Source organism: Tardiphaga sp. 619_E2_N8_4 (assembly GCF_051810905.1).
Taxonomy (GTDB): Bacteria; Pseudomonadota; Alphaproteobacteria; order Rhizobiales; family Xanthobacteraceae; genus Tardiphaga; species Tardiphaga robiniae.
In genome coordinates, this window is record NZ_JBPWQJ010000002.1 from 40623 (window position 1) to 57204 (window position 16582).

Annotated in this window: 17 protein-coding genes; 10 read left to right on the forward strand and 7 right to left on the reverse strand. The window is 58.2% G+C overall.

Annotated features, from left to right (window positions below):
* Window positions 1-216 precede the first annotated feature (216 nt).
* The 3 genes from AB8A23_RS29895 to AB8A23_RS29905 all read right to left on the reverse strand — a co-directional run bounded on the left by AB8A23_RS29895 (window position 217) and on the right by AB8A23_RS29905 (window position 2707).
* The gene (locus tag AB8A23_RS29895; protein WP_439060631.1) at window positions 217-1008 is read right to left on the reverse strand and encodes a phytanoyl-CoA dioxygenase family protein; all 792 of its coding nucleotides are present in this window, start codon (window positions 1006-1008) and stop codon (window positions 217-219) included.
* Window positions 1009-2038: 1030 nt separating this feature from the next.
* Window positions 2039-2278 (reverse strand): hypothetical protein, encoded by a 240-nt coding sequence (locus tag AB8A23_RS29900; protein ID WP_439060630.1) that lies wholly within the window; start codon window positions 2276-2278, stop codon window positions 2039-2041.
* 165 nt (window positions 2279-2443) lie between these two features.
* On the reverse strand, window positions 2444-2707 hold the full coding sequence (locus AB8A23_RS29905) for a hypothetical protein (protein ID WP_439060629.1): 264 nt from the start codon (window positions 2705-2707) through the stop codon (window positions 2444-2446).
* Between the two features lie 1468 nt (window positions 2708-4175).
* On the opposite strand from AB8A23_RS29905, the gene AB8A23_RS29910 reads away from it, so the two are divergent.
* The 3 genes from AB8A23_RS29910 (at window position 4176) to AB8A23_RS29920 (ending at window position 6477) form a co-directional block, all read left to right on the forward strand.
* Window positions 4176-4880, forward strand: coding sequence for a hypothetical protein (locus AB8A23_RS29910; protein WP_439060628.1), 705 nt, complete (start codon window positions 4176-4178; stop codon window positions 4878-4880).
* Window positions 4877-5326, forward strand: coding sequence for a DnaA N-terminal domain-containing protein (locus AB8A23_RS29915; protein ID WP_439060627.1), 450 nt, complete (start codon window positions 4877-4879; stop codon window positions 5324-5326). The genes AB8A23_RS29910 and AB8A23_RS29915 overlap by 4 nt, the downstream gene beginning before the upstream one ends.
* 725 nt (window positions 5327-6051) lie before the next feature.
* Window positions 6052-6477 carry a hypothetical protein gene (locus AB8A23_RS29920; protein WP_439060626.1) on the forward strand — a complete coding sequence of 142 codons (426 nt, stop codon included), beginning with the start codon at window positions 6052-6054 and terminating at the stop codon, window positions 6475-6477.
* Between the two features lie 715 nt (window positions 6478-7192).
* Here the strand turns inward: AB8A23_RS29920 and AB8A23_RS29925 are convergent.
* A complete protein-coding gene (locus AB8A23_RS29925; protein WP_439060625.1) occupies window positions 7193-7453 on the reverse strand; it encodes a hypothetical protein in 261 nt (86 codons plus the stop codon).
* Window positions 7454-8199: 746 nt separating this feature from the next.
* Here AB8A23_RS29925 and AB8A23_RS29930 point away from each other — a divergent pair.
* Window positions 8200-8352: a hypothetical protein gene (locus AB8A23_RS29930; protein WP_439060624.1), complete on the forward strand. Its 153-nt coding sequence runs from the start codon at window positions 8200-8202 to the stop codon at window positions 8350-8352.
* 806 nt (window positions 8353-9158) lie between these two features.
* Here AB8A23_RS29930 and AB8A23_RS29935 read toward each other — a convergent pair.
* On the reverse strand, window positions 9159-10253 hold the full coding sequence (locus AB8A23_RS29935; RefSeq protein WP_439060623.1) for a S1C family serine protease: 1095 nt from the start codon (window positions 10251-10253) through the stop codon (window positions 9159-9161).
* Between the two features lie 321 nt (window positions 10254-10574).
* On the opposite strand from AB8A23_RS29935, the gene AB8A23_RS29940 reads away from it, so the two are divergent.
* A complete protein-coding gene (locus AB8A23_RS29940) occupies window positions 10575-11060 on the forward strand; it encodes an Hsp20/alpha crystallin family protein (protein ID WP_439060622.1) in 486 nt (161 codons plus the stop codon).
* 59 nt (window positions 11061-11119) lie between these two features.
* Window positions 11120-11872, forward strand: a complete 753-nt coding sequence (locus AB8A23_RS29945; RefSeq protein ID WP_439060621.1) for an NADH dehydrogenase ubiquinone Fe-S protein 4 — start codon at window positions 11120-11122, stop codon at window positions 11870-11872.
* Between the two features lie 259 nt (window positions 11873-12131).
* Here AB8A23_RS29945 and AB8A23_RS29950 read toward each other — a convergent pair whose 3' ends face one another.
* Both AB8A23_RS29950 and AB8A23_RS29955 read right to left on the reverse strand, forming a co-directional pair.
* Entirely contained in the window at window positions 12132-12350 is a 219-nt protein-coding gene (locus AB8A23_RS29950) for a DUF6894 family protein (protein ID WP_439060620.1), read from the reverse strand.
* Window positions 12351-12443: 93 nt separating this feature from the next.
* The gene (locus AB8A23_RS29955) at window positions 12444-12929 is read right to left on the reverse strand and encodes a hypothetical protein (RefSeq protein WP_439060619.1); all 486 of its coding nucleotides are present in this window, start codon (window positions 12927-12929) and stop codon (window positions 12444-12446) included.
* 80 nt (window positions 12930-13009) lie between these two features.
* Here AB8A23_RS29955 and AB8A23_RS29960 point away from each other — a divergent pair, with 80 nt between their 5' ends.
* From AB8A23_RS29960 to AB8A23_RS29975, 4 genes are all read left to right on the forward strand, one after another.
* Window positions 13010-13462: an Hsp20 family protein gene (locus AB8A23_RS29960; protein ID WP_439060618.1), complete on the forward strand. Its 453-nt coding sequence runs from the start codon at window positions 13010-13012 to the stop codon at window positions 13460-13462.
* 105 nt (window positions 13463-13567) lie between these two features.
* Window positions 13568-14431, forward strand: a complete 864-nt coding sequence (rpoH, locus tag AB8A23_RS29965) for an RNA polymerase sigma factor RpoH (protein ID WP_439060617.1) — start codon at window positions 13568-13570, stop codon at window positions 14429-14431.
* A gap of 298 nt (window positions 14432-14729) precedes the next feature.
* Window positions 14730-14948 carry a KGG domain-containing protein gene (locus AB8A23_RS29970; RefSeq protein ID WP_439060616.1) on the forward strand — a complete coding sequence of 73 codons (219 nt, stop codon included), beginning with the start codon at window positions 14730-14732 and terminating at the stop codon, window positions 14946-14948.
* 444 nt (window positions 14949-15392) lie between these two features.
* Entirely contained in the window at window positions 15393-16364 is a 972-nt protein-coding gene (locus AB8A23_RS29975) for a universal stress protein (protein WP_439060615.1), read from the forward strand.
* The last annotated feature ends 218 nt before the right edge of the window (window positions 16365-16582 follow it).

Sequence of the window (16582 nt, forward strand, 5' to 3'; positions counted from 1 at the left end):
AAAACCTGTACCATCGGCGTACAGGTTATGATGGTCGGATTTCACGCAACACATGCGCAAATCCGAGGGGAAAAACCCCTTCCGATCAGGAAGGGGTTTTTGGGCTGAAACTGTTCTACGTCGGAACAGTTTCTCGAACGCCTCCGCTTTGGAAGACCCCAGTGGCAGCCAAGCCAGGGGCCGGCGTCGGAGCCTCAGTTGGCCCGGGCACCCAGATCAGAAGGTCAATCCGCAAGCTTGACGGATGGCGATCTGAACCGGGGAGGGTGGCAAGCACGGATCGAACTCGTCCCGTGGTAACAGCGGGGGTTGCGCCATGAATCGAGGACGCTGACCGCGATGGGGTTGTGCCGCGTGAACGAGAAACGGATGGCATAGATAGACTGTGCCTGCGGATCCGGTCGCGGCGTCGATCGGGCAGTCCGCGCTGGAGGCGTAACCGTTCGCGGATATCTCCCGGAGTGTAGCTCCCTTTTCGCCATAAGGCAGAAGCTCCCGTGCAATCATGGCATGGGAGCCCCGGCGAATTCTTGTAGGAGCATCGTCAGGGCCAACATCCGACAGTAGGAACAGCATAAGGAGGGCTCGTCCGCTGCTCTTCACATCGGCTCGCCATTCCATAAAATCCGGATTGTCGACGCCAAAGCTCACATCGACATGCCAGCCATCATCCCCCGGCGCTTCCTCCGAAGGGAACCGAATCGGAAAGGTCCCAAGCCCCTTGGGAGCAATCCAACGGTCTACGCCGACGAGCTGATCATAGGCCTCGTGCAGGGCCGGCGTATTGGCCGCCTGAATAAAAGGAGGGGTGGATTTCGAGTTCACTCGGATGACCGGTCGAGTCCAGCCTTTCGGTTCGCTGGCTGACAAGCCGATATCTGTCCACAATTCATCTCGGCATTGCCTTGCAAGGTCAGCACTGAAGGCATTCTCGATTTTAACAAATCCGTCGTCAATGAAGCTCTGGACCCGACGGGAGGTCAGGCCAATCTGCGCACTATTCGGCATTGCATGAATCTCCGCTCGGCTATCGCATTAGCGAAGCCGTCCTGATCTGATCGGCGCGAAAAGCGCCGGACGGCTGGGGGCCGTTCAGGAGAGCGGAAAGAACGTAGAAACGAACATCATGACGCTAGAATACCATGACAGTCGGAGCAGCCTCAAGGTCCACGCCGTGAATGCCAGATCTTACCGCAGCCTGCCGAAAGTCAGCGAACGCGCGTAGCCGCGCCGCGTTTTCTCAAAGCTGCGGGTGTGCCTACTACAGATCGAAGAAATGTTCCTCAGCTGAACATTTCTTTCCTCGCCCAGGACAAGGGTTGCAGCGAGCGTCTGCGTTGTGGACCTGTCCGACTGAGGGTCGGATATGCGCGTGCGTTAAAGGCCGAGGTCTATCCCTCGGATACGGTGAGCCACAACTGGATCGCTCGCGTGGCACGCGTCCACTCTCTGGAACTTTGGGGTATGCTCCGTCCGTACTGCGCTCCGGCAAGCTCGCGGAGGGCGGCGAGCGCTGCTCGTTCAGCCTCGGCCATTGCAGCCGACGTGTTCGGCGTCGCTTGTTCTGTGGCCAGACCGTTAAGCAAAATGCGGGCTTCGTGATCCGTGCTGATCGCGGCGACCTTCAAAATCGATCGGCAGTAGCGGGCCTTGATGAGGCTTTGTTCGTCGCCCGTCTGAGCAGGCTTACGGAGAGACACAGTCATACTGTTCGAATGTCGCGTTGGTCGATGAGACCAGTAGAACGGGGATGGGAGGTGTGAGTTCCCCTCCGTTCAACCCAGGAGGAAGAGAGGACGAAGTTGCATCTCGATGCGCGTCACAGTAGCGGGGAGGTCAGGGTAATACTGTCGTTCAGCAGCGTTCGTGAGTGCGGACCAAATTGCCGCTACCGATCGGAATAATTGCAATCCGGGCGTTGCGGAGAGGCATGCCTGCTAGCCTCTCGTGGAAAAACCAGATTAGCTCGTCGGCGGTCGCATTCGTTTGGGTCACAGAGGTGATGCCATCCGACAGGAGTGACGTGCTGACCTGTCGGTCACTCCGGCGCGCGCAGTTCGTATCGATGGCGCAGCTTGTCTACCGTGGTCTCCAATGCGCGATGCAGGACATCGGGATCGATGCCACCTTCAGCAAATGCGAAAAGGGTCCAGTTGGTGTCGGCCCTAAGATCGGTGTACTGGACGTCGACCGCTCTCAGCGTCTCGCATCCGGGGAGAGTACGCATTTCAGCCAGAGCCTCGCGCTCCAGCTCTTCTTTCGAAAGCGTAACCTTCATCGCGTGCTCCACGGGGGTTTTCTGAAGAACAGTCGCGTCGACGCATCGTTCCTAGCCGTCAGCGTCCGATCGGCGAGCATCGGCTCTACTTGTTCCGATCCGGAACAGGTAGCCGCATCGTTCCGCGGCGGTTGGCGCGCCAGCACGATCACTTATTCGAGCTCATCAGGAGTGGGCCGAAAGCCTCTCGTAGTTATCTTTCACCACTGCTCTGAGATCGGAGCAAACCGCTGAATGGGACGACCCGCCGGCAAGATCGAAGAAAGCCTGGCTAAAGGCCGTTGTCTTTTCGCGCACCATCAAGTCAGCCTCATCCCAGGCCGCCGTCCCGCCCAGCATCAAAACCTGCATACGCAGGGCGACGACCCGACTTGCTTCGAGGGTGAGGAGGGCCGCTTCAGTCATTGCGATGAGGGGTGATGCAAACATGTGAGCTCCGATGGGGCGACATTTTCTGAACAACGGCTATCCAGCATCGTTCCCAGCTCGCACTCGGCATTGAGGTGCTTGACTTGAATGGCATGAATCAGACCTTGGTTCGCACGTTAGGCCTCTGCTTGTAGCTGCTTCTTCGGAAGGGAGTCTCGCAGATGGCGGATTGGAGGAGCAAACCGCTTCTCTGCGAAGCCGGTGGTGTGTCTAAAGCAGTACATCCCGCCGGTCGGATGGTCGGGATCACTCCAAGCGCGTTGGAGTATGGGCGAGAAGGTGTTCGGAGAGATCCCGGCTGCGATCGCGGTCGCCTACCATCCTGTGGCGCGCGAGGGCAGTGGTGTCACTTGTCTTTATTGCACCTCGATGTAAAAATGGGCATCTGATTCTTGGTTGAAGTGCGGTTCGAGGTATCGAGCCAATCATCAGCCACACCCTCAGCCACACCCTCAGCCACACCCTCAGCCACACCCTCAGCCACCCTGGGGTGCTACTGCTGTGGGAGATCGCTACCTGCGACTCGTGCTTCGATCTTTCCATTTGCAAAGACGAGCAGCCGTTCAGCGTGCTTGGCAGAGACGTACTGGACGATCAAGCGACTCAGCGTTATCCAAGTATCGACGCCTGCAACGGTCTGGATACCGATGCAGCTCTGTTCGGCCTTGCATCCGACTGGATGCCGGAACGGATCGTAAGGGACCTCGGGGTTTCTGCGCCGGCAAATCTCGGAAGGAGATTTGCTTCCGAGAATGACGCCTACTCATTGGCAGCCTCGGAGAGCTCTACCAAGCAATGTATTAACGCTCGAAATCGTTGGGATGCTTCCATGGGGACCTTCTTGCTATGAGGGCAATCTGGACTGTCGAGCGACTCAGCGTTATCACTGCCGGGACGCCTGCAACGGTCATTGTGATCGAAGCAGATCGATCTGGTTTTGCATCCCACGGATGTAGGCACGGATTGTGAGGAGCTTCAGAGCTTCGGTGCACCCATGATCCTCACCGAGGAAATGGTACCGCGCGAAGCGCGCCCTGATCTTGGCGATCGCACCGAAGTGTAAGACGCCGAGGCGCCATAACCTTTCGACACAGACAAACATACGTGCGGAGCGCGCGGCCTCAACAGGCTGATCAAACTGCCGTGCTGATGCGCAGGCAGTCAAGCCGTTTCATTTAGATGTAGTGTCGGTTTGGAGTAGCGCCTTGCTCAGTAAGTGCAATGGATCAAAGGTATAGATCCATCCGTGAGGACAACGGCCAACCACCTTAGCTAAAAGTGATGGATTCCTAAAAGCCCGGCTGCCCGCCGGGCTTTTGCGTTTCTGCAGCATGGGATGTGGAGCTCATTCCACACCTTCGATCATCCCCGCGCCGACGTCACCGCCCCTCCGTACGGGCGGCGTTTCTGCTTGAGCACGTCATGCCCGGCCGAAGTCCCTACAACTGCAAGTAACGGAATAACGTCTGTGACGATCATTCGAAGAAAACACACGTCTCGCTATGCCTCATTTCCGAATGCGATCTGGGAAGATCAGCGGATCGGCATCGATGAAAAGGGTGCTCTGGGCTACCTGCTTTCGCGCCATCCTGATTGGAAGGTAAGGCTAAGGCATATCGGCAACGAGTTGGGCGTTGGCAAGGATCGCATGCAGCGGATATTCCGCACATTGATCGCCGCCGGTTATGTTACGCGCGAAATCGTCCGCGACGAACACGGCATGATTGTCGCCCATGAATACGTAGTTACGGACGAGCCTAACGCCTCGACGGACGTTGAAGAAGGTGTGGCCTCACCTTCCGTAGAGCATGTGGCATCTCTACCACAGCCTGAAAACCCGGCTCCGGCTGACCCGGCGCCGGGTAAGGCGGCTGCATATAAAGAAATGAAGACACTAAATACTGATCATACTAAACCCTCTCTTCTTGCAGCGAGCTCTACTGCTGCGCGCGCGCGACCCCCTTCAACGTCACCGCCTCTCGGAACCCACGAGCTGCAATGGCAAGTCGCCAGCCGGCTTGGCGAAGGCGATGCCGAGCGGGGTTGGGGAATGCTCGGCGAACTTAGCCCTAGCAGGATTGACCAGCTTACCGCTCAGCAGCGATCAGGCAGACTATCTGAACAAGGCTTGGCAAAGGTTCGGCTTGAGCTGTTGGCCGGGAGGTTCTCATGACAGGCAGCATTTCAATGGACCGTCTGTCTCGCTTAGCGGACACACTACGCAAGGTCGACGATGCCGATGCGAGATTGCTGGGCAAGCTCATCGAGGGTCTAGTGCGCGTTATGGAGGACGACGGGCGATCTGACGAAATAAGGCAGCTAGACACACCAGCCACAGCTGTGCCCGTTGTTCGCTCCGATCCGTTCGACCGGCCCGACATGCACCCCTTACTGGCCGCGGTGGCGTCGCGTCTTCGGGTCCGGCTTGGCGATGATAAATGCGCCACCTGGATCATGAAGCTGAGCTTTGTCGGTGAAAAGGCGGATACCGTGACGCTGACAGCACCGAACAAGTTTACAGCGGACTACGTCAACGACCAATTCGGTGTGCCGCTGCTCGATGAATGGCAAGCCGAGCAGCCCAGCGTCGTACGGGTGGTGGTTCGTCCTCCAGCCTGAGAGCCATGTTAACTGATGTGTGCCGCTGCAGTAGGCGAGGGCAGGTGAGAGAAGGCTCGTCAACGCGCATCGGTCCGCTTGGGCGCCTCGCCGGCCCTGCAGGCTTCTGTCCGCTGCCGCGGCTGCCGGGCAGGGCAATTCAGCAGGTTTTGCTGGCGAGGCCACCCCCGGTGTAGGGACCGTATGCGGGATTTTCCGCATTACACGGGGTCGCAGCCCCTGGAATCTCGCCAGTAGATCGCTCTGAAAGCGGTACACGCGAACGCGTGCGTCGCACACGTCTGCACGCATTAGCTCATCTACACCCACAAAGTCTGATCGCCGCCAAGCGAGATCCCTGCGCGGCCCAGAGGACGGCTTCTTCATGCGACGTATGGTGGCATGGTGCAGGAAGCGTTGTCCGAGGCAATATGGCCAGATCACGGGCGTGCCCCCTTTGCAGCGGGCCAATCCGATCGGGTCCAGGAACAAATTGGAGCGAATCCGGCTTGAGTCTGATGGTCAGTTATCGGAGTTGCCGCTTGTGTCTAGGTCGCCCGCTTTCCGACCGGTCTGATTCTTTCGTCGACAAAGTCCCGAAGTGGGGCAACCGTCCCAGGCGTGTGAGGGACTTGTGAGGGATCACATCGGCCCATTTCAGTTCCGGCGCGCCTTTGCCCTTCTGTAACGGCCGCCGTCGTCTTTGCGACGGCTGTTTCGATCAAGCTGCTAACTGGAGTCCTGCGATGAAGGATGCAGATAAGCTAGCAAAGGCAGTTCTGGATATTGAATTGCTGATCGCGGATTACCTTTCAGCCGGAGGCGGGGATGCGGACCGCACGATCACCGAGATCATAGAGCTGTTGGATCGCGACAACGTAGTGGTAGCTGCCGAGCGCGTTCAGCAGGGCTGGGGCGAGCGCGCCGGCGGTTCAACGAAGCGAGGCGCAAAGAGTCATGTCGCCTGGACGCCGCAAGAAGACGCACGACTTCTTGAAGAACTAAAGACCGAGCGTCCTTTCGGGATAGTTGCTCGCGCGCACAAGCGCACGGCGAGCGCGATCAAGGGGCGCGTTGCCCGGCTACGGCGGCTCTTGAAGCAGGAAGGTGCGCCACGAAGAGATGGCCCGGTCGATGCGACAGACGACAATTCTTCATCGCCGCAAAGCTGATAGAAGACGACAACTCGGCGAAGGAAGGACTACACAGTGAAAAGGTAACACTCATGACAATTGCGCTCTGTCCTCGTTGTACGTTGCGCATGATGGTCATTAGATCCGTCCCTCATACCTCCGAATACGAAACGGTCGTTTTGCGCTGTGCGCGATGCGCGGTCGTCAAAAGCGTGACCGAGGCGATCGATCCAATGAAATCTCCGCTGGCCGGCTGGTGCAACGCCGATCTCTGTGGGCCGAGCTAAGACCATGGTATGCTCGCCGCTGGACGCAGATGATCTTGTTCGCCTCGTTTAGCTTGCCGACAGCGGAGCAACGCTTATGCGAGCGTGATGATCCTGCAGCGGCGGAACAGACCTCCTTTGGCGCATTCAATTAACGCTCATTCAAAGGAGAAAATAATGCGCAAAGTTCTTTTGGCCCTCGCTGCCTTCGCTGCCATCGGCATCGCCGTTCCGCCGCCACCTCACAGGCTGATGCACAGACCGTAGTAGTTCGGCATGGCGGCGGTCATCAGGGCGGCTACCATGCGCCGAATCTCGCCAAATGCGCACGCGCGACGAGAGACGGCTCAGAGAACGCCGCCGAGCCATCCAGCCTCTGCAAAAGCCGCTTTAAGGAAAATGGGACTAAAGGGTTTCGTTAAGGCTGAGCTCCATCAGCTTTAATAAAAGATGGAACGGCTCCGGCTAGCAATGTCCGATGAGCACAATTACTGCAGAGTGCTGTCTTCCGTAAAGTCGCAAAGCGCAATCCGCGCCCGGGACAGATCTTCGTGAGCGACCCTGACAAGCTGCTCGGCAGAATCGAGCGCTGCGAAGGCTGCCGCGGAAGGTTGGGGGCGCTGCGCTGTGATCCTGACCCAAGCTGCATCGACCTGCATAAGTGCTGCATGCAGATTAGCGACCGCACGCTCAATCGCGTCGTAAAGTTCTGCCTCCTGGATTGCTCGCTGAGCGAAGGTTTCTACCATGACCCGTCCTCCGTTAACGGATGGCCGGTTTCTCGGAGCTGTTGGGAGACGAAGCGGCCCTGTCGCCCGTTAGCAAAGGCCACCACGACAGCGGCTCACTCCGTTCGTATCGCTCCTCGATCGCACCGGCGAGAACCGAGTGCTACCAGCGGTGCCAGCCGCGGTGGTGGTGGCGCCAGCCCCAAGGGCGATGACCGAAGCGCGGTGCAGGGTAGAAGCCGTATGCTCGATAGTAGTTTGGCCGCCACCAACAACGCCCCCAGGGGTTGCACACCCATCGGACTTGCTCGACGTTCGAGATCTGATTGGCATGCGGGAGCCCGTTAGGCATTGCCGTCGCCGATTGCGGGGCAAACCCGATCGCGCTGATGGCAACCAAACCAATGAAGGCAGCTTTGACTTTCATATCGTCCTCCTGAATTAGAGGCTCGGAAAACTCAAATCAGCGCCCGAAGTTGCGGAATATCCAAGATTTAATTTTGATGAACTGGCGCTCTATGGCCACTGCCTCTCAGGCGCAGCCATACCAACGGATGGCCGTTAAAACGCTGACATCGAAAGCCTGCTCGGAACAAAATTCCTATGAAGGATGTTCAATGCCGCGGAGCCATCGCCCGCCGTTCACATCGGCGCCTGTCGCGGATAGCCAAAGGTCAACTGACCCGCTGTTATTCAACTAGCGCTCGCGCGGATAGCCAAAGGCGATGGCTGCCGTCACGTGAACCAAGATCGCACTTTAACTGCAAATGGATGACGTACACGACCTGGTGCTGGCCATGTTTACCTTGGTAATTGCTGCCGTCATGCTGGTGGCCGGAGAGCTTTATCTTGTCGCGCGATCAGATCATCCAGAAGCGACCACGCCTCCCTCGGTCAACATATCATTGCTCAAGCCTTAGCAAGCTATCATCGGCGAATGCGAGCTTTACCGAACCGTTGAAAACTTCCGATGCGTTCCGTTAGCCGCCAGAGGTCCTTCCGTTCTCGTCAACAGCCCCTGCAGATGTCAGGGATCAGCGTTTCGACGCTCCGGTCCGTCGCTTTGCGGCGGGAGGTTTGAGGAACCAGGAGGCGCTTGGGGGACGAAGGGACGGAAGCCGCAGGCCGGTCACTGGCTGGGCTGGTTGATCGAGGGTCACCCTGCTTCGTTTGCGAAACACCGGTTGCCGCAAGGAAGATGAGAGCTGTCGCCAAATATCGGATATTACGGTTCTTCATTGCCTTCAATTCTGGCCACTAATTCGGCGCATGAAAATGAAGCCTGCGGGGCAGGGCACTCAAGCTTGCTACGTCCGCGCAAGCACTCGCGAGTTCACCAGTCGGCAATAACGTAAGGTGGCGGCGCGGGGGGCAGCACGGGTACATAGCTCGGCCGGTTTACGATGATGGTCCTGTCTCGTACGATGGGAGACGCAACAACCGCCGGGCGTACGATGTAACGAGGCGCCATAACGACCGGGTGAGGCTCAACCACGGCGAACGGCTCGGCATAAGTCTCGACATATATGCCTTGCGCTAAAGCGCTGCCGGCCCCGATGCCGAGCGAGCCGAGAAGTGCCAAGCAACGCAGCGAGAGTCTTAAATAATTCCGTTTCATGACGACATTTCCATTAGTTGGATCGGATGTCCAGTAATCCAAATCGTCCCAGGCTTGTTCCTGTTCTTGGCCATTTTTTATGAGTTTGAGTATGCCTCTTTCGCTGTCTTAATCGGATCGGCCGATGTCCTCGATTTTGACGCGGACTGACGTCAGGCCGTCCTTGCGCTTCACCGAGAGTTCGATTTCCCGCCCGACGCCGACGGTCTCGAGCTGGTCAGTCAAATCTGACAGCCGTCTCGCAGGCTGTCCGTTTGCGCTCACGATGATGTCGCCGAGTTCGCCCATCTCGTCGATTCCGCGAAGCCCGGCTTGCGCGGCAGGCGAACCGGGGATGGCGCGCACCACGACAACGCCTTCTATCCCGAGCCGCGTTGCGACTGCCTCGTTGGCGGCGACGATGCCGATGCCCGGTGTCGGAACGCGCCCGTTTTTAATCAATTCGGGAACGACGCGGTTCACCGTATCGACCGGAACCGCGAATCCTATGCCGGCACTGGAGCCGGACGGGCTAATGATAGCCGTGGTGACACCGATCAACCGGCCGGCGGAATCCAGCAGGGGGCCTCCGGAATTGCCCGGATTAACGGCGGCGTCGGTCTGGATGACATTCCCTATTTCGCGTCCGCCGTTCGTTGGCAGCCTCCGCTTGAGGGCGCTGATCACGCCCGTCGTCAAGGATTGATCGAGGCCAAACGGATTACCGATCGCGAATGCTGCCTGACCGACTTTGAGGTCGGCTGAGCTTCCGACTGCGATGGGGCTGGGCAAGTTTCGCGTGCTTCGGAGCCTGACCACGGCCAGATCGTAATTCGGAGCGGTCCCGACAATCGAGGCAGCGACGACTTCGCCGGTGGCCAAGCGGATCGCAACCTCCCTTGTCCCGCTCACCACATGGTTATTGGTAACCACATGACCGGCGCCATCCCAGACGAAACCGGTCCCGCTTTGCCCTCCGCCCTCACTCTCAGCGTATGCGGGACTGGATACATTTGCCGTACCGACCACCTGAACCACGGAAGGAGATACCCGTTCGAAAAGCTCAATTGTCGCACGCTCTGCCTCAGCCAAGTCGCTTCGTGCTGCAATGGGCCTTGGCGATGTCGCCGAAAACAGCGGGCTGTCGACGTAGGGTCGTCCAATCACGACGGCGAGCAGGACGAGCAGGACGACAATAGCCGCCCGGGAAAATTGTTGGCGCACGAGATTACTCCAGAGTGGCGGTTTTCAGCGGGGAGGTCCGATCAGTATGGCCCGCTACTGGGTTCGTTCCGCCCCTTCCGGGTGCGGCAAAATTTCCACTCACTTGAAACCAAAATAAGGCCTTCTAATTTTTTGATAGCCACACGCGGAGTGTGGGCCCCGGGTTCAAGGACTGCGGCGGCAGGCCGTGAAGCTCTCGCTATCGACGTCGGATGAAACGACAGCTGACGATGATACGCGGAGCATCCCATGGCTACGGTGTACGTCTTTGAGCCCTAAACGCGGCAGGCCATTGCAATAGAAAGGAGAAAGGAGAAAATCATGGCACTTCGCGATCTTGTTCCGTGGAACAACAGATCTAGTAATGTGACAGCTCACGGCGGCGAAGCGGGCAATCCGTTCTTTGCGTTACATCGCGAGATGAACAGGCTGTTCGAAGACACCTTCCGAAGTCTTGATCGTCCATTCGGCTCGTCGTCGCTGGGTTGGCCCAACATTGAAATTGACGACAGCGACAAAGAGATCAGGGTCATGGCCGAGCTTCCCGGTCTCGAACAAAAGGACGTCAACGTCGAGCTTGCCAATGGTGTATTGACGATCAGCGGCGAGAAGAAGAGCGAGACCGAAGACAAGGAGCGGCTCTTCAGCGAGCGCTACTACGGGCGCTTCGAGCGGCGCATCCCGGTCGACGATGTCGAACAGGACAAAGTCGCCGCGTCCTTCAAGAACGGCGTCCTCACAGTCACGCTGCCGAAGTCCCCGACTGCACAACAGAAGGTGAAACGGATAGCGATAAACGGCAAGTGAGAGAAAAAAGAGCGGCGGGGAGTGAGTGCCCCGCTCGCTCCTGTTCCCAGGAGGCATCAATGCAGAACCTCGTGTCTCTATCTGAGCCCGCGCACCTTACGCCGCGCGAGCCAGCCCTGCGCGCGGCGCTGACGAAGTCGCCGTTCCCTTCGGACGCCCACGCTGTGATCTACCGGTCTGCTCCCTCGCCGATGACCTCGGGACGGACACGTCTGGACCAATGGAAGCTGCGTTTCGAGCGACGTTCTGCACCCTACATCGAGCCTCTGATGGGCTGGACCGCAGACGATGACACGCTCAGTCAAGTGGAGCTCTGTTTTCCGTCCATGGAATCCGCCGTAGCTTATGCGCGCCGCCAAAGCCTTCAATATACGGTGCAAGGTGCGCCTGAGCGGGAAGGTAAATCGTTCCTGATCTCAGACAATCGCCGCTCCGGCGAAGCACCTGCAACCGTCCATCAACGTCGCCGGCGGTTGGAATGGGTCGAGCGCACGCTTGGACCTGACGTGTCCGGCCAGTCCGGTCGGGGAATTGATCCGGCCGCAACTTACCCGGATCCTCAAGACGTCCTGCGGGACCCCACGCTGACGGAGGAAGAGAAGCGCAACGTGCTGCAACGCTGGGCTTTCGACGCCTATCAAATCGAGATCGAGCATTCAAAAGGCAAACTGCTGGCTGAGCCGTCCCGCCTCCAGCAGGTAATCGATGCACTGCTCGATCTGGAGGATCCGCAGTCTGCCGGCGCATTATTCCACAAGAGCACGAGAAAGGATGATGAAAGTGCTTTGCCGCCACCCGGCTTGGCCGCGTGAGCGAGACTCATGAACAATCAAACACGTTTCAACGTCAGGTATGCGATCGCGGCGGCTTTCGTGATCGCGCTAGTCCAATACGTGGTTGCGCATCCTTCGCGAGCGCCAGGCCCTACTAGAGCAGGCGGCCAAGCGGCTCATGGAAAAGGAAACGATGGAAGAATCGGAGATCGCCGAATTGTCGCGCTCAGCCGCGCCGAAGCGGGAAGCTGCCGAATAGAGCGGCTCGACCGGTACGGTTTCGCCGCCGCAATTGGGCTCAGTTCCGGAGTTGAACGGGTGCTCTGAAGACTTCCTCCCCGCTTTCATCGATGACGACGACAAAGCGACTGGGCCCCGCATAATTGGGAGTGCCCTTCGCGACCCCACGAGCGATGCGTGCTGCATGTTCGATCGCGGCTCGTTGGGACGGAAAGTCGATCCCTGAGTCGTCACAGAGCGGTCTGCCCCCGCGCAAAGGAAAAAAGTACTTAGTCATCTGGACGAAAAACAGATTGCAGCGTGTGAGCCCGCCGTACCTACAGCGGGCTCGCCATCAGTCGCCATGATTGGCTGAGGAGGCTACGTGAGCTTAAAAGCCGACCGCCATTTTCGGCTCCTCGAGCGTCGGAAAACGCATAGCCGGCGCTCCACTCAGAGGCGGAGGATCGTCCTCCTCATCGAGCTTTCTTAAAGCACTCAGGATGCGTCCGACCGGGATAGCAGTGGACGAACCCGGAAGTTGCCTCAGCCAAGGGCTGTTCTCCACGGCGAATGCGTCCGACGCCCACGCCGCCAGCACGCACCGCTTTTCAAGGTTTGAGAGGATCGGGTTGGCCAGCACCTCGGACGGGTCACTGTAGGTCGCTGCCAGAAGTGAGTTTGCATGAATGTCGAAGAGTGTCTGGTTCGAGTTCATGGTCGCCTCCTTTACTCCTTTCTTTTCAAGACGGCGATCAAGATGTAGAGCGGTCGGCGGGCCGGTCAAGAACATCGCCCTGGCAGAAGCCAAAAAATTTGCGGCGCCCCCTTGAAACTTTCTGCCGGTTTTTTCTATTTTAGAACCGTTGGATGCCAAATGTCGGGTCCAACGTGAGGCTGACGCCGGGAGTGTCCGGCGCCTTCTCATACCCATCTTGCTCATTGGAGGATTTGGCTATGAAGACTTATGACTTCGCTCCGCTTTGGCGCTCAAGCATTGGCTTTGACCGCTTGGTTGATCTCGTGGATGCCGCGCAGCGTGCCAACGAGGGCAGTTATCCGCCCTATGATATCGAACGTGTCGAGGATGACCGATACCTCATCTCGCTTGCTCTGGCGGGTTTTTCTCCCGACGAGATCAGCTTGACGGCAGAGCAGAACGTTCTGACGGTCGAGGGCCGCAAAGAGCAACAGAAGCGCGATTTCCTTTTCCAGGGCATCCCCGGTCGCGCGTTCAAGCGGCAATTCAACCTGGCAGACCATGTCCAGGTCACCAGCGCGACTTTCGAGAATGGACTTCTGCAGATCAATCTGGTCCGGGAGATTCCAGAGGCCATGAAGCCGAGGAAGATCGACATCAACGGCGCTTCTCGCTCGAACGTCGAGCAGCTAGAAGCCAAGGCCGCCTGACGCCTTTCGATCGCTCTGTGCAATCATCTGCGACGGCTCCGGCCGTCGCAGGTGTGGCACTTTGGAATGTCCGTTTGATCATTCGCAAATCGACAGGAGGCAGGGATGACTCAGTTCGCGCTTCCAACCTTGGCGGCTGGAGAAGGCCTTACAAATTATCTCACCGCCATCAAGCAGTTTCCTCTCCTCAAGCCTGAAGAGGAGCTCGCCTATGCCAGGCGCTTACGCGAGGACGGCGACAGGGAGGCTGCCTATCATCTTGTGACCAGCCATCTCCGACTGGTCGCCAAATTGGCGATGCGCTATCGGGGCTATGGGCTTCCGATCGCCGATGTCATTTCGGAAGGCAACATCGGCTTGATGCAAGCTGTGAAGCGATTTGATCCGGCCAAAGGTTTCAGGCTTGCGACTTATGCAACCTGGTGGATCAAGGCAACGATCCAGGATTACATCCTGCGGTCCTGGTCGATCGTCCATATTGGCGCCACTTCGACCCAGAAGCGCCTGTTCTTCAACTTGCGTCGCTTGAAGAGCAAGATCGCAGCGCTCGATGACGGCGATATGCGGCCCGATCACGTCGCAACGATAGCCCGCCGCTTGAATGTGCCCGAGCGCGAGGTCATCGACATGAACCGCCGGTTTCTCGGAGACATGTCGCTCAATGCAACCTCAAGGGATGACGACGAAGAGGGAACTGAGTGGCAGGAGCGCTTAGCCGATCCTACGTTCAATTTTGAAGAAGATGTCGCGGAACGCAGCGAGCTTAGCTGGAGGCGGCAGATCCTCAGCCAAGCGCTCGCCCATCCTAAACCGAGGGAGCAGCGCATCATCGAAGCACGATGGCTATCGGACGCCCCGCTTACACTTGACGAGCTGGCCGCAGAGTTGAAGATCTCGCGGGAGAGGGTACGTCAAGTAGAAGTGAAAGCGCTCGAAAAGACCCGCGCGTACGCAGCTTCGTTGGTCTAATTTTGATGCGACGCATACGCGTAGTGCGCGGGCCACGGCACCTGAATGAGAAAGAACAGTGGGGGAAGGCGGGTAGTTCTTCCTGCCACCGCTAAGCAAGCATGGAACCGCTGGACGGCATTCACGAGGCCAAGGCCGCCACCTGGCCCGAATTGAAACTGAGAGACATCGAGGCGAGCCGACGACGACCGGACTATCAATTCGCGAAACTGCCACAAGAACTCCTCATCTCGTCCACAACCAAAACGGCCCATCCTCGTTAGTGAGACGTTGTCATCAACAACAATGGAGAGATCCAATGGCAGACAATGAACGTGGTGGTTCTGGTAATTTTGCTAACGATCCGCAGCGAGCGTCCGAGGCTGGCAAGAAGGGTGGCCAGCAGAGTCATTCCGGACAGCAGCAGCAAGGCGGCGGCTCGCAGGGTCAGCAGGGTAGTGGAAACACTAACCCGGGAAACTTTGCCAATGATCGAGAGAAGGCAAGCGAGGCTGGCCGAAAAAGCGGCCAGAGCTAGTCGAGAGGCCCGGCTTCGGCCGGGTCTTTCTTTTTTCTGACGGCTAACGTATCCACTCGTTATGCAACACACCTGTCGCGCTGTGTGCTAGGTTTGGTCAGCGGTCGAACATCGCAAGTGCGCAGAGTTGCACTCCTAAGACTCCAAGGACGACGCCTTTAACTATCCAGAGCTCTGCACCGCCGCTAGTAGGTTTTTATTCCATAATGTAAGTTATGCGACTCGGGCTTGTTGCAGAGCACCTAAGCAAATTGCGGCGCCGCCAGGCTCGAGGGCGTTCACTTCGATTTCAATATCCGTCGGCCGAAGATTGCGCGGTGAGATCGTCACTTGCCGCTATCCGCTGATCCGTTCAGGGGTTGTTCAGTCCGGCCGGACCATGCTGCTGCTTGTGCAATATACGCCGGCGCGTTGGTACCTCCCCTTGGCAGGCCAACGTCATCTTTGTACCGGACGAACGCCGTCTTACATATGGATTGGCCCGCTGTAGACGGCTCGCCAGCGCAATCCGGGCAGATCGCTTGCACTGCGACTGGCAACCGGCGCGGGACGCGCGGAAGAACGGATTGGCGCATGGCCCTCAAGTCTCTGATCGTCTTCGTCGATCCGTCGCCAGGAGGCGCGGCCCGGACCCGCTATGCCGTCCGCCTTGCTGCTGAGCACGACGCGCACCTGATCGGCGTGTTCATCGCGCCCACAGGCTGGCGGCAAAATCCCGCCGATGGCTTCGTCGCCGGAGCTGGCGCCGTGCGCGAAATGGTGGAGCGCCACAGCCTGTTCGAACGGGAGGCGGCTGCGGGGGCCATCAAGAATTTCGAGACCCTAGCCGGCCGCGAGCGGGTGACCTTTGAATTCAGGTCCATCGAGGCCAACAACGCCGACGAACTGGCACGTCTGCATTCGCTTCACAGCGACTTAGTCATCGTTGGCTATCCGTCGCCAGGCGGCCTGCCAGCGCAGGGAACTCCGGCGGGCATGTTGCTGGCGACCGGAGTTCCGTTTTTGATCGTGCCGGAGAGCTGGATCAGCGACGATGTCGCTAACAGAATCCTGTTTGCTTGGAATGCGAGCCGCGAGGCGCGGCGGGCGATTAGCGATGCACTGCCGCTAATGAAGACCGCGCAATCTGTTACCGTGCTAGTGATTGATCCGAAGAAGAATGCATCTCACGGCGAACAGCCGGGCGCCGATGTAGCGCACTATCTCTGCCGGCATGGCGTCATCGCGACCGTCGAACAACGCAGGTCCGATGGCAAAGCCGTCGCCGACGTGATTCGCGAATTCGCGACCCACGACAGGTCGGACCTGATCGTGCTTGGGGCCTACAGCCATGCCAGAACCAGAGAATTCATCTTTGGCGGCGTCACCCGATCACTGCTCAAGAACATCACCGTGCCGACGCTGATCGCCCATTGATCGTATTTATTGGACGTCTCCGCCGACTAGTTGCGTAGTTCGACTGCTTATTATGCGAATCGTATCGGTGATGCCATTCGAAGCGGCGAGCTCGCCCGAATATGGGCGGCGAACGCCTAAAAAGCCGTCGTAGATTCGCGCGTTTTCATTAAAAGTGTGGATCGGTCGGAAGCAGCAGGTTCAACGTGCGGGAAAGGAACCAGACAGATGAAACTATC